The sequence below is a fragment of the Pedobacter zeae genome (assembly GCF_014196715.1).
In the GTDB taxonomy this organism is placed as follows: Bacteria; Bacteroidota; Bacteroidia; order Sphingobacteriales; family Sphingobacteriaceae; genus Pedobacter; species Pedobacter zeae.
Map to the genome: position 1 here is coordinate 114615 of NZ_JACIEF010000003.1, position 24104 is coordinate 138718.

General features: G+C 40.4%; 22 protein-coding genes. 14 read left to right on the forward strand and 8 right to left on the reverse strand.

The features are described 5' to 3' along the window. Positions 1-40 precede the first annotated feature (40 nt). From eat to GGQ60_RS13525, 8 genes are all read left to right on the forward strand, one after another. Positions 41-1357, forward strand: a complete 1317-nt coding sequence (eat, locus tag GGQ60_RS13490; protein ID WP_183765146.1) for an ethanolamine permease — start codon at positions 41-43, stop codon at positions 1355-1357. Next, positions 1354-2715 carry a glutamine synthetase family protein gene (locus GGQ60_RS13495; protein ID WP_183765150.1) on the forward strand — a complete coding sequence of 454 codons (1362 nt, stop codon included), beginning with the start codon at positions 1354-1356 and terminating at the stop codon, positions 2713-2715. The genes eat and GGQ60_RS13495 overlap by 4 nt, the downstream gene beginning before the upstream one ends. 77 nt (positions 2716-2792) lie before the next feature. Next, positions 2793-3941, forward strand: coding sequence for an iron-containing alcohol dehydrogenase (locus GGQ60_RS13500; protein WP_183765154.1), 1149 nt, complete (start codon positions 2793-2795; stop codon positions 3939-3941). A gap of 121 nt (positions 3942-4062) precedes the next feature. Next, positions 4063-4776: a gamma-glutamyl-gamma-aminobutyrate hydrolase family protein gene (locus GGQ60_RS13505; RefSeq protein WP_183765156.1), complete on the forward strand. Its 714-nt coding sequence runs from the start codon at positions 4063-4065 to the stop codon at positions 4774-4776. Positions 4777-4844: 68 nt separating this feature from the next. Beyond that, positions 4845-6239 carry an aldehyde dehydrogenase family protein gene (locus GGQ60_RS13510; protein WP_373284799.1) on the forward strand — a complete coding sequence of 465 codons (1395 nt, stop codon included), beginning with the start codon at positions 4845-4847 and terminating at the stop codon, positions 6237-6239. A 3-nt stretch (positions 6240-6242) separates the two neighbouring features. Further along, a complete protein-coding gene (locus GGQ60_RS13515) occupies positions 6243-6632 on the forward strand; it encodes a DUF7793 family protein (RefSeq protein ID WP_183765162.1) in 390 nt (129 codons plus the stop codon). Between the two features lie 316 nt (positions 6633-6948). Then, positions 6949-8898, forward strand: coding sequence for a beta-N-acetylhexosaminidase (locus GGQ60_RS13520; RefSeq protein WP_183765166.1), 1950 nt, complete (start codon positions 6949-6951; stop codon positions 8896-8898). Position 8899: 1 nt separating this feature from the next. Beyond that, positions 8900-9370 carry a CYTH domain-containing protein gene (locus tag GGQ60_RS13525; protein WP_183765169.1) on the forward strand — a complete coding sequence of 157 codons (471 nt, stop codon included), beginning with the start codon at positions 8900-8902 and terminating at the stop codon, positions 9368-9370. Between the two features lie 54 nt (positions 9371-9424). Here the strand turns inward: GGQ60_RS13525 and GGQ60_RS13530 are convergent, their stop codons facing one another. The 3 genes from GGQ60_RS13530 to GGQ60_RS13540 form a co-directional block, all read right to left on the reverse strand. Continuing rightward, positions 9425-10393 (reverse strand): FKBP-type peptidyl-prolyl cis-trans isomerase, encoded by a 969-nt coding sequence (locus tag GGQ60_RS13530; RefSeq protein WP_183765172.1) that lies wholly within the window; start codon positions 10391-10393, stop codon positions 9425-9427. Positions 10394-10590: 197 nt separating this feature from the next. Then, positions 10591-11577 carry an FKBP-type peptidyl-prolyl cis-trans isomerase gene (locus GGQ60_RS13535; RefSeq protein ID WP_183765175.1) on the reverse strand — a complete coding sequence of 329 codons (987 nt, stop codon included), beginning with the start codon at positions 11575-11577 and terminating at the stop codon, positions 10591-10593. A 44-nt stretch (positions 11578-11621) separates the two neighbouring features. Beyond that, a complete protein-coding gene (locus GGQ60_RS13540; protein WP_183765178.1) occupies positions 11622-12632 on the reverse strand; it encodes a DHH family phosphoesterase in 1011 nt (336 codons plus the stop codon). A gap of 238 nt (positions 12633-12870) precedes the next feature. On the opposite strand from GGQ60_RS13540, the gene GGQ60_RS13545 reads away from it, so the two are divergent. From GGQ60_RS13545 to GGQ60_RS13555, 3 genes are all read left to right on the forward strand, one after another. After that, positions 12871-13290 carry a nucleoside-diphosphate kinase gene (locus GGQ60_RS13545; protein ID WP_183765182.1) on the forward strand — a complete coding sequence of 140 codons (420 nt, stop codon included), beginning with the start codon at positions 12871-12873 and terminating at the stop codon, positions 13288-13290. 108 nt (positions 13291-13398) lie between these two features. Next, the gene (gene bamJ / locus GGQ60_RS13550; protein ID WP_183765185.1) at positions 13399-14172 is read left to right on the forward strand and encodes a BamJ family beta-barrel-assembly machinery protein; all 774 of its coding nucleotides are present in this window, start codon (positions 13399-13401) and stop codon (positions 14170-14172) included. A 204-nt stretch (positions 14173-14376) separates the two neighbouring features. Beyond that, on the forward strand, positions 14377-14550 hold the full coding sequence (locus tag GGQ60_RS13555; RefSeq protein ID WP_229685115.1) for a hypothetical protein: 174 nt from the start codon (positions 14377-14379) through the stop codon (positions 14548-14550). An 82-nt stretch (positions 14551-14632) separates the two neighbouring features. On the opposite strand, the gene GGQ60_RS13560 is transcribed toward GGQ60_RS13555, so the two are convergent. Together GGQ60_RS13560 and recF are read right to left on the reverse strand one after the other, a co-directional pair. Further along, on the reverse strand, positions 14633-14923 hold the full coding sequence (locus GGQ60_RS13560; RefSeq protein WP_183765191.1) for a DciA family protein: 291 nt from the start codon (positions 14921-14923) through the stop codon (positions 14633-14635). Continuing rightward, positions 14916-16019: a DNA replication/repair protein RecF gene (gene recF / locus GGQ60_RS13565; protein ID WP_183765193.1), complete on the reverse strand. Its 1104-nt coding sequence runs from the start codon at positions 16017-16019 to the stop codon at positions 14916-14918. Before recF ends, GGQ60_RS13560 begins: the two co-directional genes overlap by 8 nt. A 108-nt stretch (positions 16020-16127) precedes the next feature. Between recF and GGQ60_RS13570 the strand changes: the two genes are divergently transcribed. Further along, entirely contained in the window at positions 16128-16535 is a 408-nt protein-coding gene (locus GGQ60_RS13570) for a hypothetical protein (RefSeq protein ID WP_183765194.1), read from the forward strand. Positions 16536-16658: 123 nt separating this feature from the next. Continuing rightward, entirely contained in the window at positions 16659-17324 is a 666-nt protein-coding gene (locus tag GGQ60_RS13575; RefSeq protein WP_183765195.1) for a tetratricopeptide repeat protein, read from the forward strand. A 961-nt stretch (positions 17325-18285) separates the two neighbouring features. Here the strand turns inward: GGQ60_RS13575 and pth are convergent. From pth to GGQ60_RS13590, 3 genes are all read right to left on the reverse strand, one after another. Next, positions 18286-18846, reverse strand: a complete 561-nt coding sequence (gene pth, locus GGQ60_RS13580) for an aminoacyl-tRNA hydrolase (protein WP_183765196.1) — start codon at positions 18844-18846, stop codon at positions 18286-18288. A 156-nt stretch (positions 18847-19002) separates the two neighbouring features. Next, a complete protein-coding gene (locus GGQ60_RS13585) occupies positions 19003-19587 on the reverse strand; it encodes a 50S ribosomal protein L25/general stress protein Ctc (RefSeq protein ID WP_183765198.1) in 585 nt (194 codons plus the stop codon). A gap of 140 nt (positions 19588-19727) precedes the next feature. Next, on the reverse strand, positions 19728-20669 hold the full coding sequence (locus GGQ60_RS13590) for a ribose-phosphate pyrophosphokinase (protein WP_183767182.1): 942 nt from the start codon (positions 20667-20669) through the stop codon (positions 19728-19730). A gap of 371 nt (positions 20670-21040) precedes the next feature. Between GGQ60_RS13590 and GGQ60_RS13595 the strand changes: the two genes are divergently transcribed. Then, positions 21041-24067 (forward strand): glycosyltransferase family 117 protein, encoded by a 3027-nt coding sequence (locus GGQ60_RS13595; protein WP_183765200.1) that lies wholly within the window; start codon positions 21041-21043, stop codon positions 24065-24067. The last annotated feature ends 37 nt before the right edge of the window (positions 24068-24104 follow it).

The following is a 24104-nucleotide window of genomic DNA, read 5'->3' on the forward strand; positions in this document are numbered from 1 at the left end:
GCAAATTTTATAAACCTATTTAAATCTTGTAATCCTGCTCATGGAACAAAAAGATGGCTTAAAGAAAACGCTAACCCCTTTTATGCTGTGGGGGCTTGGCGTAGGTTATGTAATTTCCGGAATGTATTTCGGCTGGAATTTAGGTCTCGAAAAAGGCGGCACCCTGGGTATGGCCATTGCTACAGTGGCCATTATGATCATGTATGTAACCTTTAGTTTCAGCTATGCCGAGCTGGCCTGTGCCATACCAAAAGCCGGTGGTGTTTTCGATTATGCCAATAAAGCGCTGGGAAAAAACATTGGTTTTATTGCTGGTATTGCACAAATGGTCGAATTTATATTTGCACCTCCAGCCATTGCCTTTGCCATTGGTGCTTATTTTAATGCATTTTTTCCCCAGGTACCCATTATGGCCAGTGCCATTGCCATCTACGTCATTTTTACGGCATTAAATATATATGGTGTTAAAGCTGCGGCATCATTCGAAGTGGTTATTACCATTTTGGCCGTTGGCGAATTGCTTCTCTTCTCTGGTATCACCTTACCCGAATTCCATGCAGAAAACCTGGTACACAATAATTTTCCAAGGGGTTGGAGTGGTGTTTTTGCTGCTATTCCGTTTGCCATATGGTTTTTTCTGGGCATAGAAGGTGTAGCCAATGTGGCCGAAGAAACCAGGAACCCGCAACGCGATATCAGTAAGGGTTTTGGCTGGGGCATATTTACCTTAGTGGTTTTATGTATACTTGTTTTTATCTCTACCATTGGCATAGGTGGGTGGGAAGCCATCGTTTATAAAAACGGGAAATCGGGCGAAACTTCTGATTCGCCTTTGCCCCTCGCCCTTTCCATGATTACCGGCGATAACCGGTTCATGTACCACCTGCTGATTACCGTAGGCCTGTTCGGCTTAATAGCGTCGTTTCACGGATTGGTTTTGGCTGCGGGGCGTTCTACTTACGAAATGGGAAGGGTAAGAAGCATTCCGGCAATTCTGGGCAAAACCTCATCAAAATTCCAAACGCCTGCCAATGCGTTAATGGGTAATATGGTAATTGGGATCATCGCACTTTTATCGGGCAAAACAGCCGAAATTATTATCATTTCGGTATTTGGAGCGTTAACCTTGTATATCATCTCGATGATTTCGCTAATGGTGCTTAGAAAAAACAGTCCGGAAATGGCAAGACCGTTTAAAACACCGGTTTATCCGTGGTTTCCCATCATCGCCTTGATTATTTCCTGTGTTTCTTTTATCGCAATGCTGATTTATAATCTTAAATTAGGTTTAATTTATTCAGGCATTATTTTAGGTATATTTCTTCTATATAAAATCTTTAAAAAGGCAGATCAATGAGTACGGCCAAAGAAATTCTTGATTATGTAAAAAATCATCACTCCGGAAAAGTAAAATTAGCCGTAGCTGATATCGACGGCATTTTAAGGGGGAAATACGTTGCTGCAGAAAAATTTGCTTCACTGGTTGAAGGCCGTTTAGGTTTTTGTGATGTAACTTTTGGCTGGGATGCCAGCGACGCGGCTTATGATAGCGGAAAATATACTGGCTGGCATACCGGTTACCCCGATGCACAGGTTAAAATCGATTTAACTACCTTCCGGAAAATCCCCTGGGAAAATGATGTTCCTTTTTTTCTAGGTGATTTTATCGACGACCAGGAACGGGCAAATGAGGTTTGTCCGAGACAATTGTTTAAAAAACTGATCGCCGATTGTGAAAAAGAGGGATTCTTGCCTTTTTTTGCGCAGGAATTCGAGTGGTTTAACTTTTTGGAAACACCAGAAACCCTGCATGAAAAGGACTTTAAGCATTTAAAACCTTTAAGCCCGGGTATGTTTGGTTATTCTATTTTAAGGAGTAGCTACCAGAACGCATTTATGAGCGATCTGTTCGAACTGCTCAATAAATTTGATATCCCTGTTGAAGGCCTGCATACCGAAACCGGTCCGGGGGTTTACGAAGCTGCGATTAAATATGCTCCGGCCCTGCAGGCAGCAGATCAGGCCATTCTGTTTAAAACAGCTGTAAAAGAGATTGCCTATAAACACGGTATTTTAGCCACTTTTATGGCTAAAATAAGCGAAAATTTACCCGGTTGCAGCGGACACGTACACCAGAGCCTATGGGATAAAAACAATAACACCAACCTTTTTTATGATGAAAAAGAACCCGATAAGATCAGCAGGATCATGAAAAGTTATATTGCTGGCCAGTTGCACTGCCTGCCCGACCTCTTACCGATGATTGCCCCTACTATAAACAGCTACAAACGTTTAGTAGAGGGTGCCTGGGCGCCAACCACCGTAACCTGGGGAATCGATAACCGGACCACTTCACTACGCGCTTTACCAGGAAGCAAAAAGGCTTCACGTTTGGAAACCAGAATTGTAGGGTCAGACACCAATCCATACCTGGCCATGTCTGCCTGTTTAGCCGCCGGGTTGTACGGCGTTAAAAACGACCTGGAATTAACACAGCCTTTAACCAAAGGGAACGGATATACCGATTTATCAAATGGCATATTATCCCGTAATTTATTCGAGGCTACCCAAAAAATGAAAAATTCTGACCTGGCCAAAACCTTATTGGGTGCAGGTTTTGTTGATCATTTCACCATGACCCGCGAATGGGAATGTAAACAATATGCAAAAGTGGTAACCGACTGGGAACTGAAAAGATATTTCGAAATTATTTAACAAATTCGTCATGCTGAACCTGATTCAGCATCGCTGCAAAACAGAGAGAAATAAATTACTGAATAAAACAGAACCTCATGATATTTGATAAAATCCATCAGTTTAATTTTCCAACAACCATCCGTTTCGGTGCAGGTGCAGTAAAAGAGTTACCGCCTTACTTAAGCAAAAACCAATTAAAAGCCCCCTTAATAGTTACCGATCCTACCATTGCAGAACTCCCGTTTTTTAAAAGCATTATCGAAGATTTAAGAACCAAAAACATTTCAGTTGAGGTGTTTAGCGACATACACAAAAACCCGGTAAAAAGTGATGTTTACAAAGGTACCGATGCCTGGGATGCTACCCATCGCGATAGCATTATAGGCATAGGAGGTGGTGCAGCTTTGGATGTTGCCCGTGCCATTGTGCTGCGTGTTAACCACCGTGAAGATTTATTTAAATACGACGATTTAATCGGAGGCGATATTTATGTAACCAATGATGTACCCCATTTTATTACCATCCCAACCACATCAGGTACGGGGAGCGAGGTAGGCCGCAGTGCCATTATTGCCGATGATGAAACCCACCAGAAAAAAATCCTGTTCTCGCCAAAGCTAATGGCGCAGGTAGTTTTTGCCGATCCGGAACTAACGATGGATTTACCCCCGTTTATTACAGCAGCAACGGGGATGGATGCCCTAACCCATAACATGGAGGCTTATCTGGCCAAAAATTTCCACCCGATGTGCGATGGAATTGCCTTAGAAGGCATTTCATTGATTAAAGATTCGTTAGAACGCGCCACCAATAAGCCTGATTTAGAAAGCCGCAGTAAAATGTTAATGGCTTCGATGATGGGTGCCATTGCCTTTCAAAAAGGTTTGGGTGTGGTCCATTCGCTGGCACATCCCCTTTCTTCTCTTTTAGATACCCACCATGGCCTGGCAAATGCGGTTAATATCCCCTATGGCATGCAGTTTAATATTGCCGGTTTTGAAGACCGTTTTAAAAAAATTGCCCGGACACTCGAACTTAAAGAGGAAAATGGTGAAACTGTTGTAAAATACCTGTTCGATTTGAATACGAAAGTAAATATACCGCACAAATTGAGTGATATTGGCGTTAAAAATGAACACATTGAAACACTTGCCGATTTAGCCTATGCAGATTTCGCACATCCAAACAATCCTAAGCCGGTAAGCAGGGAAGATTTTAAACAATTGTACTTAAATGCGCTTTAGAGCAGGATTAAAAGATTATGTGATGTTAGGATTTTTACAGCTAATAAATTTAAAATATATTAATCAAAAATCGTTATAGTCATTCCGAAGAGAAAAAGATAAATCAGTGGAATTAATTAATATGTCTGATAAAATAATAATCGGTGTAACCGACTGCAGCAAATTCGACATCTATCGCAACTGGGTGCTATCATACCATAAAAACGTAGAAGTCATCCAGCTTGGATACAAACTTGACAATTTCGACGACATCAAAAAATGTGTGGGTATCGTTTTAACAGGAGGAGAAGATGTTCACCCCCGTTTTTACAATCAGCCGGAGTATTATCCTTATTGTTACGACGATGATATCGATGAAAAACGTGATGAGTTTGAATTTAAGGTTTTAGCTTATACCGAAGCCCATTCTATTCCTGTTTTAGGCATTTGCAGAGGTATGCAGGTAGGCAACGTATTTTTTGGCGGCACCTTGATTCCTGATATCCCATCATGGGGAAAATTCGATCATTCGAAAATGCACGATAAATCAGACCGTTATCACGAAATTATAGTAAATCCTTCTTCATGGCTGAACCAGATTGTGAATACCGATAAAGGATTGGTCAACAGTAACCATCATCAAAGTACCGATAAAACAGGAAAAGGATTGGTCGTGAGCGCAATTTCTCCGGATGGGGTTACCGAAGCCATGGAACGGCTGGAACCGGGAGGAAAATCATTTTTACTGTTTGTACAATGGCACCCTGAGCGTTTGAAAGATCAAAACAGTCCATTTAGCAAAAATATACATGAGGCTTTTATTAACGCAATAAAATTAAATATCAACCACAGCTAAAAAGGATAAACACAGATAAATATCGCTAAGATATTTCGTACTAAACTCTATAAAATCTATGTTCATCTGTGAAAATCCGTAGTAAGAAAATTAGAAATATGCAGATCATCAACCCCGCAACGGAAGAAATTATTACCAGTTTGGAAGAAGATCATTCCTCTACACTTCAGCTCAAATTCGATGCTTTAAATAAAGCGCAAGCGCTATGGGCAAATAAAACACTGCAGGAAAGGATGGCCGTGATCGCGAAGTTCAGTGATTTATTGGAAGCCGAGATCGAAACACTCGCATTGGTATTAACCAACGAAGTAGGCAAACCTTTACAGCAGTCGCGTAATGAGATCAATGGCGCAAGAACCCGTATTAAATGGATGCTGAGTAATGCCGAAAAATATTTGAGTGATGAAGTGATGGTTGATGAACCTGGTTTAAAAGAAATCATTAAATATGAGCCATTGGGGGTAATCTGCAATATTTCAGCCTGGAACTACCCTTACCTGGTTGGTGTAAATGTTTTTATCCCGGCACTTTTAGGGGGCAATGCAGTAATGTACAAACCATCAGAATATGCTACTTTAACCGGACTACAGATCGAAAAACTACTAAAAAAAGCGGGTATACCTGATCCGGTTTTCCAGGTTGCCATTGGTGCCAAAGAAACAGGATCGGCCTTATTGGAAATGAATTTTGATGGCTATTTCTTTACAGGCTCTTACAAAACAGGAAAATTAATCTATGAGAAAGTAGCATCCAAAATGGTTCCCTGCCAGTTGGAGTTAGGTGGAAAAGACCCTTTGTATGTTGCGGATGATGTTGTTGATATAACCACTGCTGCGATTGGTACAGCTGATGGCGCTTTTTATAATAACGGGCAAAGTTGCTGTGCTGTTGAACGGATTTATGTACATGAAAAACATTACCAGGATTATTTAAATGCCTTTGTTACCGAAGTTAAAAGCTGGAAAAGTGGTTTGCCCACAACAGATGGTACTTATATTGGTCCCTTAACCAGGAAAGAACAAATTTCGGTTTTGGAAAATCAGGTTGTTGATGCCCTAAATAAAGGTGCAAAATTATTAACGGGTGGTAAAGCGATTGAGGGGAAAGGTTATTATTTTGAACCAACCGTGTTAACCGATGTTACGAACGATATGCTGGTAATGCAGGAAGAAAGTTTCGGGCCAATTATAGGTATTATGAAAGTAAAAGACGATACTGAAGCCTTAATGATGATGAAAGATACCGATTATGGATTAACTGCTTCGGTTTACACAGCCAACCGGGCGCGGGCAGAAAAAATACTCTCCGAGCTTGATGCCGGTTCGGGTTATTGGAACTGCTGCGACCGGGTAAGTGCAGCCTTACCCTGGAGTGGCAGGAAATACTCAGGTATTGGCGCTACTTTATCGCATCAGGGATTAAGGGCTTTTACCAAAACGAAAGGTTATCATTTAAGGGGATAAAATATGGGAGAAGATAGAGATAATCAACTTATCGAAGGGGAAATAGCCGATTATTTGTTAACCGATACCGGGATACTGGTTTCGTACAGTAAAAGCGTTTTACGTACTGTAGAAAATATTTCTGCCAACGTTGCACTGGTTAAAAAAATTACCGGGAATAAGAAAGTTCCGGTGTTAATTTATTTGAAAAATTCGCCGGTTCCGGATAAAGAAACGCGCAAATTTTCGACCGGACAGCTCCCCCAGATTTATACTGCCATGGCCATGGTTTCTAAACCAGGTTTGGCGCAGTTCATTATGAGAATTCTTTTTAATTTTCAAAACCCGCCCATACCGATAAAGTCATTTACAGATGATAAAAAAGCGATGGAATGGCTAACGCAGTTTTTGTAAATTAAAAAAGATGTCATCCTGGGCATGTCGAAGGACATTTCTTTTAGAATTAACTAACTATGAGACAAAACAACTTTCCCGCAGATCAAAAAAATTCGCAGATGATGACTTTCTGCGAATTTTGATGGAGTCTTCGACTCCGCTCAGACTGACAAACTCCTAATAATATCATAAATTCAACTACGATTTTTATCCAGCGCTATACGCTCCGCGCTTGCTTCTTGCACATTTCCTTCCATGCAAATGCCATCCATTAAAATCTTTTTTAATAAATTGCGGATTATACTTATCCGGTTAATCCGCTTTAATTATTTTAATGAAAAAACTATTCCTGATTATCTCCTGCTGTTGCATTGCGACCAGCATATACGCTCAAAACATTGTTACAGAAACCGAAACCGGCGATGCTGAAAGCATGGTTGCCCAAACACCGATTGCCATTATTCCGGAACCCGTTTCACTGGTAAAAAAAGCGGGAACCTTTACCTTACCCGAAAATGTAATTATACAAACGGCTAAAAGCGGAGAGTTAAAGCAGTCAATCGCTTATTTATCAGACCGGATTACCACCGCTACAGGGAAATTTGTAAGCACGGTAGGCAATTCGAGTCACCCAACCATTAAACTGATTTTAAATACGCAAGAAGATGTTCAACTTGGTAAAGAAGGCTACAAACTCAATGTGAATCCTACCCAGGTGGTGATTACCGCAAACCAGCCGGCTGGTATTTTTTATGGCATACAATCTTTGCTTCAGCTTTTTCCTGCCGAAATAGAGAGCAAAGAACTGATGAACGATGTTAAATGGAAGGTACCCTGTGTTGATGTGGTAGATTATCCGAAATTAGGCTGGAGGGGTTTAATGTTCGATGTGGCCCGCCACTTTTTCACCAAAGAGGAAGTAAAACGGTTTATCGATGATATGGTGCGCTATAAGTTTAACCTGCTGCATTTGCACCTGGCGGATGATGAAGGTTGGCGCATTGAAATTAAAGGCTTGCCTAAACTGACCGAAATTGGTGCCTGGAGTGTTAAAAAAACAGGGACCTTTGGCGATTTTATCCCGCCAACACCTGATGAACCCCGTAACTACGGCGGTTTTTATACCCAGGAAGATATTAAAGAACTTGTTCAATATGCCCAGGAACGCTTTGTAAACATATTGCCCGAAATCGATGTGCCGGGGCATAGTTTAGCGATTATCGCTTCTTATCCCGAGTTATCCTGTACCCCTGATGCAGTGAATTATAAAGTACGCTCTGGCGAAAAAATTATGGACTGGAGCCGTGGTGCGCCGCCAATTGCTTTGGTTGATAACACCCTTTGTCCGGCAAACGAGAAAGTTTATGGCTTTTTAGATACTGTAATTACGCAGGTGGCCAAGCTTTTCCCTTTCGAATACATCCACATGGGCGGCGATGAGGCTTCGCACAATTTTTGGGAGAAAAACGACCAGATTAAAGCTTTAATGCTTCGCGAAGGCTTAAAAACCATGCCACAGGTACAGGCCTATTTCGAAAAACGCGTAGAACAGATTGTGATTTCGAAGGGCAAAAAATTTATGGGCTGGGATGAAATTCTTGAGGGCGGTGTATCGCCAACAGCAGCAGTAATGAGCTGGAGAGGAATGAAATATGGCATCCAGGCGGCTAATGAAAAGCATAACGTGGTCATGAGCCCAACCGATTTTGCCTACCTGGATTACATGCAGGCAGACCAGATTACCGAACCAAAAGTATATGCTTCGTTAAGGTTAAATAAAGCTTACCAGTTTAATCCTGTTCCGGCAGGCGTAAATGCACAGTATGTTATTGGAGCACAGGCCAATCTTTGGACGGAGCAGGTATTTACTTTCCGCCAGGCAGAATACATGGTTTATCCACGTGCATTTGCCATTGCAGAATCGATCTGGAGCCCGATTGAAAAGAAAAACTGGACAAATTTTGTTGACCGTACGCAACAACATTTTAAACGTCTGGATTTTGCAGAGATTAAATACTCACCAGCCATTTACGATCCTATTTTTACCGTAAAACGCAGTGCTGATAAACAGCTGATGATAGAACTGACCACAGAAATAGATGGCTTGGATATCTACTATAGTTTTGATAACTCTACCCCCGATCGTTTCTACCCGAAATATACCGCCGCATTGCAAGTACCTAAAGATGCGAGCATGTTACGGGTAATTACCTACCGCGGCAAACAGCCTATCGGAAGATTAATCAGCATGCCGGTTTCAGATTTACAGAAAAGGGCTAGGTAAAATGGGAAAAGAAATAGAGCGTAAGTTTTTAATCGATCATCAAAAATGGGATAACCTGGGCAAACCGGAAGGAAAACTACTTAGGCAGGGTTATCTGCTCACGGATAAAGATAAAACCATACGGGTAAGGGCAACTGAAAGCAAAGGGTTTTTAACCATAAAAGGTCAAACCATTGGTGCCACACGATCGGAGCATGAATATGAAATCCCTGTTGCCGAAGCCATAGAATTATTGGATAACTTTTCGGTTTCAGAACTTTCCAAAACACGCTATGAAATTACATTTAACGGTAAACTTTGGGAAGTGGACGTATTTTTAGGCGACAATAAAGGCCTTATAGTTGCCGAAATTGAACTGGAAAGCGAGGATGAAACTTTCGATCTTCCAGATTGGGTAGGCGTTGAAGTAACCGGAGAAGAAAAATATTATAACGCTAACCTGACCACCAGGCCTTTTAAGCGTTGGGCTTAGATTTTATTTGAACAGACCTTATAGGCTCCTGAACCTATAAGGTCTTAATTTTTTTTATTTAGCCAATGGCACGGCTGCATTGGGCTTGATGATGCCTTTCAGCTCTACATCGAAAACCAGTGGCGTGAAAGGATTAATTGGCCCGCCGCCATTTTCGCCAAAACCTAATCTGGAAGGCAAAATCAGTTTAATTTTACCACCTACCCCAATCAGTTGAATTCCCTGTATCACGCCCTGTGGCAACTGCCCCAGTGGTAAACTACGTGGTACATATTGTACATTTTCGGAGAAAATTCCAGCTTCTTTTGCAATTTTGGCATTCGAAGTATCGAAAACATTCAATGCTCCGTTTGACTTTTTATTGGTAAACTGGCCGGTATAGTCCATTAACACCGTATCTGTTAAAGTAGCCCGTTCTGAGTTGCCCGGAGCATAAATTACATATTGCAAACCAGATGGAGCAGTCGTTACTTTCAGGTTGTTCTCTTCTACGTATTTGGCTATTTTAGCAGGTTCTACCCTTTTATTTTTCTCGTTTAAGGCCCTGTATTCTGCTTCGAAAAACAGTCTTTTCTTTGCTTCAAAAATAGAATCAGGATCCTTTCCTTTATGCAAAACCTTTTCAATCTTAATGGTAAAAGAAGCAATATTCGATTTTAATCCTTTTGGTTTCGGCTGACCTGAATATTTTTCCATTGAATCTAAATTCAATTTAAAAATGGCGCTATCGCCCTCTCCGAGCAGTTTCAGTCCCGAAGCCAGATCACCTTTGAACATAGACTTGCTGATCGCAAAAAAAGCGGGACGCTCATTGTCGTAGGTATTTACCATCACCGAATCCGGATTGGTATTGGTTTCTACGGTTTGGACACCGTTTAACTTTACATAATCACCATCCTGAATTTTTGGCTTACCTTCACTTTTATAGATCTTGTAAGTCATATCTCCTTCGCCCTTTTCGAATTTGTTACAGGCAGATAGCCCTAACGCTGCTGCCACGAGAATAATTATTCCTTTTTTCATTTAACATTTTAATTAAAAATCAGCCTTTAATCCATTTTTCGGATGCCGGACAATTTTATTAGACCATACAAAGATAGGCTATAATAAGTTTTTAAGAATTTTTGCCAAGTTTTATTTTTTGGCTCTGCGAAAAAAAAGACAGGTCAAAAAAAATCCTGCTTAACTGAATAAGCAGGATTTACATACAGTTTAAGAAATTATTTCTTAACCGGAGCCGGAGCTACAGGAGCCGGAGCCGGTTTTCCTTTGATAATATCTTTAATCTCAAGATCGAAAGCAATCGGGCTGAAAGGCATAATACCAACCTGTGGTGCACCTTGCTCGCCATAACCTAAATTAGAAGGGATGATTACTTTAATTTTACCACCTTTACCGATTAACTGCAAAGCTTCGGTAAAACCCGGAATTGTACCACCAACCGGCATTTTTTGAGGGCCATAAGGTTTACCAGGCTTAAATTCGTTTTCTGCTTTAGCCAGTTTTTCATCACTTGTATCGAAGATTTTATATTTACCATCTTTACCTTTTTTGGTAACTCTACCGGTATAATCAATCAATACTGTATCGCCTAAAGCTGGTTTTTCTGCGCTACCTGGTTTTTCGATAATGTAGTGTAAACCGCTGGCAGTAGTTTTGGTGGCCAGTTTGGTATCTTCTAAATAAGCTTTCAATTTAGCAGGTTCTGCGGCTTTCTTTTTTTCTGAAGAAGCTTTGTAGTCGGCCTGGAAAAACTCTGTTGCCCTTTTGTTAAAGGTCGAATCAGCTTCGCCGGCTTTTTTCTTAAATACTTTTTCAACTTTTACCGTAAAAGTAAGGTATTTATCGTTTTTAAACTGCTCTGGTTTTGGTTGTTTGCTATGGAAAGCCATAGTATCCAGGTCGATTTTAAACGTAGCGCTATCGCCTTCGCCAAACAAAGTCAATACATCGTTCATATCACCGGCGTACATTTTTTTCTGCACAGGGAATACCGCCGGGGTTTCGCTATCGAAAGTGCTTGATAAAACAGAATCTTTACCGTTTTTCTGGATAAAGTTCATTTTAACGATATCACCTTCCTTGATTTTTTCGTTACCTGCTGAGTGGTGAATGGTATACAACAAGCCACCAGCTCCCTTTTTTTCTTGTTTACATGCCGCTAAGCCTAAAGTAGCTGCTGCTAGAATAATAATTCCCTTTTTCATTTATTAATTTGACTTTTTTAAGTTTTATTGTTTATTTCTTGCCCTTAGGCGATCAATTGTTCTTTATATTCTGCTAATATCGATTTAAATTCGTTAACTACATCAGTTAATTCTTTTTCTGATGCACCACCTGCGGCATTTCTATGCCCGCCTCCATTAAAATACTTCTTGCAGATTTCGTTTGCCGGGAAATCGCCGGTTGATCTTACAGAAAGCTTAACTTTATCTGTACGCTCGATGATCAAAGCGGCCAGGCGGATTCCATTGATTGACAGGGCATAATTTACCACACCCTCAGTATCGCCCGTTTCACTATGGTATTCGGCCAGCTCTTCTTTGGTAACCGAAATAATCGCAGTGTTGTATTCTCTTAAAACCTCCAATTTGTTTGACAGGCAATAACCCAGGAAGCGTAAACGGTTTTCGCTGGCATTATCATATACCAATTGATGGATTTTCCAATGTTCGGCCCCCAGATCGATCAGGTTTGCAGCAATGCGGTATACTTCTGATGTTGCAGATTCGAAACGGAAAGATCCCGAATCGGTCATGATACCGGTATAAAGACAAGCAGCTACATCTTTATTGATGCCGGCTTTATCTTCCAGCTGGTTCACAATAAAATCGTATACGAGTTGCGCAGCTGCACAGGCATTAATATCCCAATGGCGGTAATCGTCAAAATCCTCTGGCTCGAGGTGATGATCGATCATAACCTTTTTAGCACCTGCCGCCCTTACCAGTTCGCCCAGTTCGTTAATACGGCTTAGGGTATTGAAATCCAGGCAGAAAATAATCGACGCCTCATCAACCAGTTTTGCAGCCTGTTCCTGTTGTTCGGTAAAGATAATAACATCCCCGTTGTTCGGCATCCAATGTAGAAAAGTAGGATAATCGGTTGGGGTAATTACCTTTACGTGATGGCCTTTCTGAATTAAATATCCATATAAACCAAGGGACGAACCCATCGCATCACCGTCAGGTTTATGATGCGTAGTGATCACAATCCGTTGTGGTGTAGCCAATAATGTTTTTAATTCAGTTAGTGTAAGCATATATTTTTTGCGCTGCAAAGCTAAGTAAATTTAGATTAGGATTAAAGGATTTTAGGATTAGTAGCATCATCGTTCTAAAAGAGATGGCGATTAAGAAAGTTATATGGTCTGAAAAAGCTCAATTCGCCCTCTTAAGCTAATTATCTATTATAAAATCGATTTTCAAACCGAATCTATGGTGTATTGATTATTCATCAATTAAAACGTATTTTTGCAAAAAATTTGATATCAAAGCACGATGAGCACTAACAGAACTTTTACCATGATTAAGCCAGATGCAGTAGCAAATGGCCATATCGGATCGATCATTAACGACATTACCAATGCAGGTTTTAAAATCATTGCATTAAAATATACCAAACTTACAGAAGAAACTGCCGGTCAGTTTTATGCTGTACACGCTGAGCGTCCGTTTTACAAAGATTTAGTAAGCTTTATGTCTTCAGGGCCAATTGTTGCGGCTATTTTAGAAAAAGACAATGCTATTGAAGATTTCAGAAAATTAATCGGCGCTACCAACCCGGCTGAAGCCGCTGAAGGAACAATCCGTCAGAAATATGCAAAATCTATCGATGCAAACGCCATTCACGGTTCAGATTCTGATGAGAATGCAGAAATTGAAGGCAACTTCTTCTTCAAAGCTGACGAACGTTTCTAATTTTAAGGTACAGAACACTTATCTAAAACCCCGGATTTTCGGGGTTTTATTGTTTTATCTATTTTGTATCTTACGGCCTTTAAAATAATCAACACTATTAAATAAATAATGAAAAGAATTTTCTTAGCGGTATGTTTATCGGGAATCGCTGTTGCCTCTTACGCACAAACCAAAACAGCAGCAAAAAAACCTGTCGCCGAAAAAACTACTGCAGCCACCAAAACCTCAACATTTAAAGCTTCCGGCTTACATTCATCTTTAGATTCTACCAGTTATGCCTTCGGTACCTCTATCGGTGCAGGTTTAAAAACAACCGGCCTGTCTACCTTAAACTATGAGGTATTATTAAAAGGCTTAAAAGATGCATTTACTGGCAGTAGCACCGTTTTAACCCAGCAACAGGCACAACAATGCATTAACGAGGCATTATCTAAAGCATCATCGGCAAAATACAAAGCGGAAGCTGAAGCAAATAAAATTAAATACGCACCCATTATGAAAGAAGGACAGGATTTCTTGGAACAGAACAAAAAACGCGCAGGTGTACAAACAACTGCAAGTGGCTTACAATACGAAGTTTTAACCGCCGGAACAGGCGTTAAACCACAGGCTACCGATTCGGTATTAGTACATTATAAAGGTACTTTATTAAATGGCAAGCAGTTTGATAGCTCTTACGACAGAGGTGAGCCAATTTCATTTCCCTTAAACCGGGTAATTCCGGGCTGGACTGAAGGTGTTCAATTAATGCCGGCAGGTTCGAAATACAAATTTTATATCCCTTATAACCTGGCTTACGGCGAGCGCGGAGCAGGAGCAGACATCCCACCTTACAGCACATTGATTTTCGAGGTTGAGCTGTTAAAAGTGAACGGAAAATAGTTTGTGAGGTAATAATGGAAAAAGTTTGAAGGAAGATGTAAAATCGACCATCCTTAAACATCAAAGGCCGTCATTTTGAACGAAGCAAAGCGGAGTTCAGGTGACGGCCTTTTTTTGATCGTTTCTTTTAGATTCACGCTAAATAAGCCCTCTCTCAAAACTTTCTTGAACATTCAATGTTAGGTATTACAAATTAACATGAATATGAAAAAAGTATTTCCTTTAGCACTGATCGCATTTTTATGCACTACCTTAAGCAGTTGTGAACTCGTAGAAGGTATATTTAAAGCCGGAGTTTGGGTAGGCGTTATTGTTGTAGTGGTAGTGGTAGCACTGCTGATCTGGATTTTTGCCAAAATTTTCGGGGGAAGAAGTTAGTTGGGAGTTTGGACTCCGAGGCCTGAATTCCTGTTAAGATATAAAGGGCTTGAGTTTTAAGCTTTTGTCCTTTTATAATACCTTACAAAAACACCATTTCGGTAATCACCTCGCTGCCAACATGTTCATTTAATTTTTGGATGATTCCCTGGCGAACAATTATCAGTTCGTTTTTGATTACCGATGATTCTATCCTTAAAAAAAGCTTTTTGTCGTAAATGTAAATCTGTTTGGTACGGTTGGCAATAGCTGTACCCATAATTTCGGGCCATACCGATAGAATGGAAGTTTCATCGAACTTGCGGCGTATACGATACACATCCAGCATTTTGCTGATCGCATCTTTTAAAGTAACATCGTTAGGTTTACGCATTTTCTATAGTTCCATTATCAACTTCAAACAAAGTTACATCAACTTCTATTTTTTCAAAAATTGATTTTATTCTTTCTTTTCCGGTATCGGTAATAAATATCTGCCCGAAATCATGGTGAGAAACCATTTGCATCAGTTTCTGAACACGATGATCATCCAGTTTATCAAAAATATCATCCAACAACAGTAAGGGCTTAAATCCTTTGTTATTGGCCAGGTAGGCATACTGGGCAATTTTTAAAGCGATTAAAAAGGATTTCTGCTGGCCCTGTGAGCCAAATTTCTTTAAAGGCATTCCACTGATTACAAAAGCAAGTTCATCTTTATGAATCCCCGTGGTAGTCCGTTCCAATACGCGATCTTTTTCAACCGATTTCTTCAACAATTCTTCAAAAGTAGCCTCATTCAATTGCGATTGATAATTCAGCTCAACAACTTCCTTGTTTTCGGTAAGATAAGTATAATATTGGTTAAACAGTGGAATAAACTCATCCATAAAGGCCTTACGGATGGTGAAAATTTTATTGCCCGCTATAACCAATTGTTCATCCAGAATTTCGAGCAGTGCCGGATCGTATTTTCGGGTAATGGCAATCTGTTTTAACAAGGCGTTACGGTTCAGCAGGATGCGGTTATAGGTAATCAGCTGATCGAGGTAATGTGCATCGGTTTGCGAAATCACATTGTCGATAAATTTTCTTCGCTCCTCACTGCCCTCCATAATCAGGTTTACATCATAGGGCGAAACCATCACTACAGGAAAAAGCCCGATATGGTCGGCCAGTTTATCATATTCTTTTTTGTTACGTTTAAACTGCTTTTTCTGGTTGCGTTTTACCCCACAGGAGATTTTTTCGTTTTTTTCATTTCGCTCAAAATCACCCTGGATCATAAAAACCTCTTCATTGGTTTTAATCTGCTGGCTATCGATGGGGTTAAAATAACTTTTACACAGACAGAGGTAATGGATGGCATCGAGCATATTGGTTTTGCCCGAACCATTATTACCCGTAAAAACGTTTACAGTTTCCGAGAAATGGAGTTCTGCATCGCTATAGTTCTTGAAATTTAGAAGGGTAATGTTTTTTAACCACATAAATATGTCACAAATTTACCGTTTTTTAACCTCTTCACATCCAATGTTTAAAATTAACGTTAATTACATTTAAAAAAATTGTACTTTCATTGCAAGGAAAAAATTTACATGGTAGCACAAAAAATGTTAGAGGGGAATGTTCTCTGGTCGTACGAACATGAACTTACCGATAAAAAAAATGTAAGCTGGACCAAAAAAATAGCAGGGTTATTTTCGTTTTTAAAACCGCTGCATAATCACGAAGGTGATATTCTGTTGGCATCAAACGGTCTTTTTATTGAGGGCGATGAACAATTGGAACTCCCCTTATCCAATATAGAAGAGGTTTACATGGGTTTCGACGATGTTTTCCCTGCCTCATCAGCAAGAAACTTCGGATTATTCTGGCAACCCATCAGGATCAAATCGACCATAAGCCGTTCAGAAAGCCAAACCGTTTACCTGGTCATTAACCATACGGGCATCTTTAGCGACAACCAAACTTGGTTTAACACGCTGATTAACCTGCTGCGTTAATGGTGGTATACATTTTAATCTTTCCTGTCCTAAATAACTAATGTTTAATTAAATACTTCAAAATAAAGGTTGATACTTTGATTGAAAAATGTATTTTTGCAATCTTAAATTTTTTAAACAAACATGTCTACAACAGATAACCAGACAATTCAACCCACTAAAAAAGGTTCATTTTTACAAGAGAATAATAAAAGCTTACTGTTTATAGCAGGTGCTGTAGTTTTATTAGTTTTAATATATCTTTGGTATCAAGGCGTGTATTTAAAAGGTCGTGCTGAAGAAGCCGCCAGCAAAATGTACAAAGCTGAACAATTTGTTGGGGTTGATTCCTTATCGAACAAAGCAGTGAAAGGCGAAGGTGGTTACCCGGGCCTGGAGCAGATTGCTAAAGAATACGACAACACAAAGTCGGCAAACCTCGCCAATCTTTATTTAGGTGGCATCTATTTACGTAAAGGCGAGTACAAACAAGCCATCGAATCGTTAAGCAAGTACAGCGCTACCGGTAGCCCGATTGCAGATCCATTAGCTTTAGGCTTGCTTGGTGATGCTTACAGCGAATTGAAAGACTATAAACAAGCTGCCTCTTACTACAAAAAAGCAGCTGATAAAGCGAGTAAATTTACCTCGCCAATGTTCCTGAAAAAACTGGGATTGGTTAACGAAAGCCAAAACGATTTTAAAGGTGCAGTTGAGGCCTATACCAAAGTTAAAACCCAATATCCTGAAAGTGCAGAAGCACAATTAATTGATGCTTACATTGCCAGGGCTCAGGAAAAAGTTAAATAATCATTAACTGACTATATTTTATTAAAAGATCATCGGAAGGTGGTCTTTTTTTATGCACGCACTTGGCCTTTTATACCCTATAAGACATTTAATGGGCATATAAGCTTAATGTCTTATAGGGTTGACTTATCACAAAAAAGATCCTTCGCTACGCTCAGGATGACAATACATTTGGAGCGATGTGCATGAACAATTAACCATTTAAGCTCAAATGTCTTATAGGGGTTGAATCCGCTAGAAAATGTCCTTCACTGCGCTACCATTGACAGACCCCGTAGAAGAATCGTCTTTTCGAATGGAGCGTGCCGATTTTTCATCGATAGCGAAACGGAGAAATCTGTTCTATAGATTTAGCTTCGCTGAGCACTCCGTGGTTCTCGACTGCGTTGCACTCCGCTCGAAATGACGACACTTTGAGACCATTTATTCTATCCTCACCAAACAATAGACTCCTCTCCCACTAATCATTATTTTTTTCTGGAAATCAGGTGCAGAGGCTTTTAGGCTTGTGCAGTCCCGCTCTCCGTTCCTTCCGGTGAAAAACCGGAACCACTGTGATCGGGTTTAGGTGGCCCAGCCAGCAATACTATTTAGGGTTGCATCGTACAGAAAAAGGAAATTGCCTTTATCGACCTGTTTCATATCAGATGGTTTGTGAGGACACACCTCATGGACTAGGAAAAGGAAGTCTATATAAAACTACGCTATTCTACCCACAATAGGAGTATAAACACTGCCTTTTAGACCTGATTGAAATGCAAAGCCCACAGCTTAGCGAGGACTTGTAATAAAAAGCAGGACGAACATTAAAAAGCGCTACTGCAATTGCTCTCCCAGAAACCTTCTTTCTGGATTATCCGTGTCACAGCCAAACTATTCGTTAGTCTGAATTTTATTTTGGGATTGTTTCTTTTACTAAAGATGCTGAAATAAATTTAGCACGACGATTACTGTAAGCAAACTACTTATTAAAAGCCGTCATGGTGTGGGCTGGCCCAACGGTGACAAAACTTTTAATCAATTCTACACTTTTATCAATCAGTGCCGGCAGTTCCAATTGTTCGTTTTTATCGAATAAACCTAACACAAAATCTACCTGGCGGCCTTTGGGATAATCGTTACCGATGCCGAAACGCAGGCGCGCATAATTTTGCCCGCCACATACTTCTTCTATACTTTTTAAGCCGTTATGGCCAGCGCTTGAGCCTTGTAGTTTTAACCTGAGTTTACCCAATGGCAGGGCAAGATCATCAACAACAACGAGTACATTTTCGGGCGCTATTTTCAGCTCTTTCATCCAATAGTTAACAGCCTTACCGCTCAGGTTCATAAAGGTTGTAGGCTTAATCACATGCAGTTTTTTGCCTTTAAAGCTTACTTCAGCATAATAGGCCAAACGGAGATTATCAAAACTACCACCTAAACCTTTTACCAGTTCATCGGCAATATCAAAGCCAATATTATGCCTGGTATGTGCGTAATCCGGTCCGATATTCCCTAAGCCAACTATAAGATATTTCATGGGGCAAAGATAAAAAAAAGGTCCGAAGTCACGAGTCCGAAGTCGGGAGCCTATACCACAAAATTAATTAGCGGATTAATTTTAATGTAAAAAAAAAGCGTTCCGAATTAAATCGAAACGCTTTATCTTGAAATCAAGAAATCCTAAGAATCCTGATTACTTTTTACCTTTAGCAGCTTCAGTTTCTGCTTGTTTTAATGCTCTAGACATTGCAACTGAAACGATAGTATCTTCAGGAGTGTTAGTGATTACGTATTTATCACCTTTAAGGTCACGAACACGGAACAAGCTACCTACTTCTAATTTCTCTAAGCTTACTTCTACGTTTTGCGGCATGTTAGCTGGTAACGCTTTAACACGTAGTTTACGTAATTTCTGGATTAATTTACCCCCCATTTTAACACCTGGAGAAGTTCCTGTTAATTTTACAGGGATTTCCATTACGATTTCTTTCTCGTCGAACAACTGAAGAAAATCGATGTGTAATAATACATCGGTAAGTGGGTGAAACTGCGTATCTTTTACGATAGCTTTAGTTTTAACACCGTTAACATTGATTTCAACAAAGTTAACCTCCGGGGTATAAATTACATCTCTTAAATCAGCAATAACCACAGCTAAGTGTTGTTGCTCTTTTCCACCGTACAATACCGCCGGAACTTTACCTTCGTAACGAAGTTCCTTGGCATCGCGTTTCCCTACGTTCTCTCTTGGAGAACCGCTAATTGCGATTGTTTTCATTTTTTTATTTATTTAATTATGTATTAGTATCAAGTATTTAGCAGTTTGTATCGAGACTTAAAGCTTTCTACACCTTACTTCCTACCTTTATTATTCTTTTTTTGTTTGGCGATATGCGCTAAAACGCTAATCGCTTTACACTAAACCCTAAACAGATCACTAATTGATCCGTGCTCATTTACATTGGCAATAGCCCTTGCAAATAAACTTGCCGTACTTAGCACTCTTATTTTCGAACTTTCCTGTTTTAACGGGATTGTATCGGTTACTATCAGTTCAGTCAATACTGAATTTTCTACGGTTTCTACTGCTTTGCCTGATAACACGGCATGGGTACAAACCGCTCTTACGCTGGCAGCACCGTTCTCCATAATCAAAGCCGCGGCTTTTGATAGGGTGCCTGCGGTATCGCAGATATCATCGATCAATACCACATCCTGCCCATGCACGTCACCAATAATCGACATCGATTCGATTTCGTTGGCGCGTTTACGGCGTTTATCGCAAATAATCACTTCGGCATTAAAAAACTTGGCAAAAGTACGTGCCCTGTACGAACCGCCCATATCGGGAGATGCGATGGTTAAGTTTTTTAAGCCTAAGCTTTTGATATAAGGTACAAAGATAACCGATCCGTCCAGGTGATCAACCGGAATATCAAAGAAACCCTGTATCTGCGCAGCATGTAAATCCATCGTCATGATGCGGTGGATACCTGCCGACTTTAATAGATTGGCTACCAATTTAGCCCCGATTGCTACACGCGGTTTATCTTTTCTATCCTGACGTGCCAACCCATAATAAGGAACCACTGCTGTAATGTAATGCGCAGATGCTCTTTTAGCAGCATCAATCATTAACAAAAGCTCCATTAAGTTATCGCTTGGCTGGTAGGTAGACTGAATCAGAAAAACATCACTACCACGAACTGACTCATCAAAAGAAGGTTGAAATTCGCCATCGCTGAATTTATGGATGGTTACGCTACCAAGTGGTTTGCCGTAATGTTCGGCAATCTTAAGTGATAATCCCTTAGAACCTGTTCCGGAAAAAAGTTTTACCGGGTTAAACTGCAATGGCATGGTCCGTGTGTAGTTTACGGTTAAAAAAAATCGGATCATGTCTGTTTAAAACATGATCCGACATTAAATTTTCGTTGTCCGACCTGGATTCGAACCAAGACAAACGGTACCAAAAACCGTTGTACTACCCTTATACTATCGGACAATTTTTATCAAGGATATTCTCCTCGAAAGGGAATGCAAATGTAGGAACCTTATTTTAATTATGCAAGAGTGATTTTAAAATATTTTAATTTCTTTCCTGCCGTTCGTTGTTTGCGATACAAAGATAAAAAAATGATCGCATCTGATGCAACATTTTATTTTTTTATACGACTTTTTTTACTGCGAACCACATAAATCATTTATTATCAAAGACAAAAAATTAAACTATGAACTACACCAGGATCAACACCATTGGGGGCTGGCTTTGCTTTTGTATTGCGGCAATCACCTACATTTTAACTTTAGATCAATCCGTAAGCTTTTGGGACTGTGGCGAATTCATCTCCTCGGCCTATAGGATGGAGGTGGTGCATCAGCCAGGTGCGCCAATTGTGTCCATGATCCAAAAAATGTTCTCTCTACTGGCTTTTGGAGATAAAACCAAGGTGGCCTATTTTATGAATATTGCATCGGCGCTTGCAAGTGCGGGTACCATTTTATTCTTATTCTGGACCATTACAGCATTGGCAAAGAAAATCCTGGTTAAAAGTGGAGAAGACATGACCAAACAACAGATCATCAGTATTATCGGCTCAGGCTTGGTTGGTGCCCTGGCTTATGCTTTTTCAGATAGTTTCTGGTTTTCGGCTGTAGAAGCCGAGGTTTACGCCATGTCTTCGCTCTGCAGCGCCGTAGTGCTCTGGGGCATATTGAAATGGGAATCGCAGGCTGACGAGCCGAAATCAGACCGCTGGTTGCTTTTTGTAGCCTATATTATGGGGCTTTCTATCGGAGTACACATTTTAAACCTGCTGACCATCCCTGCATTAATATTTGTTTATTATTTTAAAAAGAACCCTTCGCCAACATGGCAGGGTATTGTAAAAGTATCTTTTGTTGCTATTGCAGCATTGGCCAGCGTGCAGTTTGGTATAATTCAGTATGTGGTATCGTTTGCAGCGGGTTTCGATTACTTTTTTGTTAATACCTTAAACCTGGGTTTCGGCACAGGTATATTAGTTTTTGCCATTTTAGTAATTGGCGGCTTGGTTTATGGCATCCGTTACTCGATCAGAAAGAATAAAAGAGCCTTAAACCTGATCTTATTATTTACCGTACTGCTTTTATTTGGCTACAGTTCTTTTGCCCTTTTGGTAATCAGGGCGCAGGCCAAACCCAACCTCAACAACTACAATGTAGATAATGTATTTTCATTTTCCAGGTATTTGGGTCGCGACCAATATGGCGACAGGCCTTTATTTTATGGAGAAAACTACAATTCAGAAAAAATCGATATTAAGGAAACCGGCAAGATTTTCCGTAAGGGAGATAAGAAGTACGAACCTGCCGGAACAAAATCAGCCTACGTTTTTGCCGATAAAACTTTAATGCCACGAATGTATAGCGATAAACCTGAGCATGTTCGCTTTTATAAAAATTACATGGGTTTTGACGATCAGCATAAACCAACATTGTTAGAGAACCTGCAATACATGTTCTCTTTCCAGGCCGGGCAGATGTACATGCGTTATTTTATGTGGAATTTTGCAGGCCGGAAAAACAATGAAGATGGTCAGTTAGGTGGCACAGATGGCACCTGGCTTAGCGGGATAAAACCGGTTGATGCAATGAGACTGGGCAGTCAAAAAAATCTGCCTCCATCTATTACCGAGAACAAAGCCTATAACAGGTTTTTCTTCCTGCCTTTAATTATTGGCCTTATCGGTGCGGTTTGGCATTTTAAACGCAACCAAAAAGATGCCGGCGTTATTGGTCTGTTATTCTTTTCTACCGGAATTGCCATCGTGCTTTACCTAAATTCTGTTCCGGTTGAGCCCCGCGAAAGAGACTACGCTTACGTAGGCTCATTTTATGCTTTTGCCATCTGGATTGGCTTAGGCGTGTTGGGGTTAAAAGACTGGGTATTTAAAAAATTAACACCAGCACGGGCAGGTATTTTTGCATCGGTTGTGGCCATGTTCTGTGCGCCGATCATCATGGCTAACCAGGGCTGGGATGACCACGACCGTTCGGATAGCCACGACGCAAGGGATATGTCGGTCAATTACCTTAAATCCTGTGCACCCAATGCTATCCTGTTCACCTATGGCGATAATGATACCTATCCGGTTTGGTATGCGCAGGAAGTAGAAAATATACGCCCCGATGTGCGGGTAGTTAACCTGAGTTTATTCACTGCCGATTGGTACATTGATGGGATGCGGAAAAAGCAGAACGAATCGGCCCCCTTGCCCATCACCTTAAAACCGGAACAATACGTGGAAGGTACCCGCGACATTATGTATTACCAGGATTATAAAATTGCGCAACACATTGAACTGAAAGAAATTTTAGATGTGTTGCTATCGGATAACGACGCCGATAAGGTAACCATGAACGACGGAACAAAATACAATGTATTGCCCACCAAAAACCTGAAATTAGCAGTAAGCCCGCAACAGGTTTTAGATACAGGTACGGTACCTAAAGAGGATGCAGGTAAAATTGCAGACAGCATGGAATGGACCTTTAACCAAAACTATGTAACCAAAGGAACTTTGGCATTATTTGATATTTTGGTACACAACAATTGGAAACGCCCGATCTACTTTACAGGAGCGATGCCCGATGAGCAGTATATCGGTTTAAACCAATACCTTTATTCGGAAGGGCTGAACAAAAGATTACTGCCGTTAAAACCGGATACAGCCATTACAGAAGACTATCAGCGCATCAACCTCAAACCACTGTACAACAACCTGATGAATGTGTATGCTTATGGAAATATTAAAAATGCAAATCACCTGGACAGGCAATCGTCTGATGACGTAACCAGGATCTCGAATATGTTTAACAGTGCCTTAAACGACCTGATCAACCAGGGCAAGATTGCAGAAAGCAAAAAAATGGTGAATAAATTCCTTGAAGTAATCCCCGATAAATTTTACAGCATGCGCCAGGTAATGAGTACTTATTATTTTACCGAAAGCCTTTACCGCTTAAACGATCTGAACCGCGCAAATGCAATGATCAAAAAAACGGCAGATTACGTTAATAAGGAACTGAATTATCTTGCTGATGTTTCAGAAAGCAAAAACCAGCTTGCAGCAGAGCAGGATGTACGTTTTTACCTGGCCTACCTGGGTCAGATGGTAAAATTAACCGGTGTTTTTAAACAAGACGGGCTAAGCAAAAGCCTTGAAAAAGAGTATAACGACCTGATTGCCCGTTTTACCCCCTATGCAACCGGTTAGCATAAAAATATTTTAAATTTTAACCCATAGGCAGTTT

Excerpts from the sequence above, each read along its gene's own strand:
- eat (WP_183765146.1), top strand. The coding sequence starts at position 41 with ATGGAACAAAAAGATGGCTTAAAGAAAACGCTAACCCCTTTTATGCTG.
- GGQ60_RS13495 (WP_183765150.1), top strand. The coding sequence starts at position 1,354 with ATGAGTACGGCCAAAGAAATTCTTGATTATGTAAAAAATCATCACTCC.
- GGQ60_RS13500 (WP_183765154.1), top strand. The coding sequence starts at position 2,793 with ATGATATTTGATAAAATCCATCAGTTTAATTTTCCAACAACCATCCGT.
- GGQ60_RS13505 (WP_183765156.1), top strand. The coding sequence starts at position 4,063 with ATGTCTGATAAAATAATAATCGGTGTAACCGACTGCAGCAAATTCGAC.
- GGQ60_RS13515 (WP_183765162.1), top strand. The coding sequence starts at position 6,243 with ATGGGAGAAGATAGAGATAATCAACTTATCGAAGGGGAAATAGCCGAT.
- GGQ60_RS13520 (WP_183765166.1), top strand. The coding sequence starts at position 6,949 with ATGAAAAAACTATTCCTGATTATCTCCTGCTGTTGCATTGCGACCAGC.
- GGQ60_RS13525 (WP_183765169.1), top strand. The coding sequence starts at position 8,900 with ATGGGAAAAGAAATAGAGCGTAAGTTTTTAATCGATCATCAAAAATGG.
- GGQ60_RS13530 (WP_183765172.1), bottom strand. The coding sequence starts at position 10,393 with ATGAAAAAAGGAATAATTATTCTCGTGGCAGCAGCGTTAGGGCTATCT.
- GGQ60_RS13535 (WP_183765175.1), bottom strand. The coding sequence starts at position 11,577 with ATGAAAAAGGGAATTATTATTCTAGCAGCAGCTACTTTAGGCTTAGCG.
- GGQ60_RS13540 (WP_183765178.1), bottom strand. The coding sequence starts at position 12,632 with ATGCTTACACTAACTGAATTAAAAACATTATTGGCTACACCACAACGG.
- GGQ60_RS13545 (WP_183765182.1), top strand. The coding sequence starts at position 12,871 with ATGAGCACTAACAGAACTTTTACCATGATTAAGCCAGATGCAGTAGCA.
- bamJ (WP_183765185.1), top strand. The coding sequence starts at position 13,399 with ATGAAAAGAATTTTCTTAGCGGTATGTTTATCGGGAATCGCTGTTGCC.
- GGQ60_RS13555 (WP_229685115.1), top strand. The coding sequence starts at position 14,377 with ATGAAAAAAGTATTTCCTTTAGCACTGATCGCATTTTTATGCACTACC.
- GGQ60_RS13560 (WP_183765191.1), bottom strand. The coding sequence starts at position 14,923 with ATGCGTAAACCTAACGATGTTACTTTAAAAGATGCGATCAGCAAAATG.
- recF (WP_183765193.1), bottom strand. The coding sequence starts at position 16,019 with ATGTGGTTAAAAAACATTACCCTTCTAAATTTCAAGAACTATAGCGAT.
- GGQ60_RS13570 (WP_183765194.1), top strand. The coding sequence starts at position 16,128 with ATGGTAGCACAAAAAATGTTAGAGGGGAATGTTCTCTGGTCGTACGAA.
- GGQ60_RS13575 (WP_183765195.1), top strand. The coding sequence starts at position 16,659 with ATGTCTACAACAGATAACCAGACAATTCAACCCACTAAAAAAGGTTCA.
- pth (WP_183765196.1), bottom strand. The coding sequence starts at position 18,846 with ATGAAATATCTTATAGTTGGCTTAGGGAATATCGGACCGGATTACGCA.
- GGQ60_RS13585 (WP_183765198.1), bottom strand. The coding sequence starts at position 19,587 with ATGAAAACAATCGCAATTAGCGGTTCTCCAAGAGAGAACGTAGGGAAA.
- GGQ60_RS13590 (WP_183767182.1), bottom strand. The coding sequence starts at position 20,669 with ATGCCATTGCAGTTTAACCCGGTAAAACTTTTTTCCGGAACAGGTTCT.
- GGQ60_RS13595 (WP_183765200.1), top strand. The coding sequence starts at position 21,041 with ATGAACTACACCAGGATCAACACCATTGGGGGCTGGCTTTGCTTTTGT.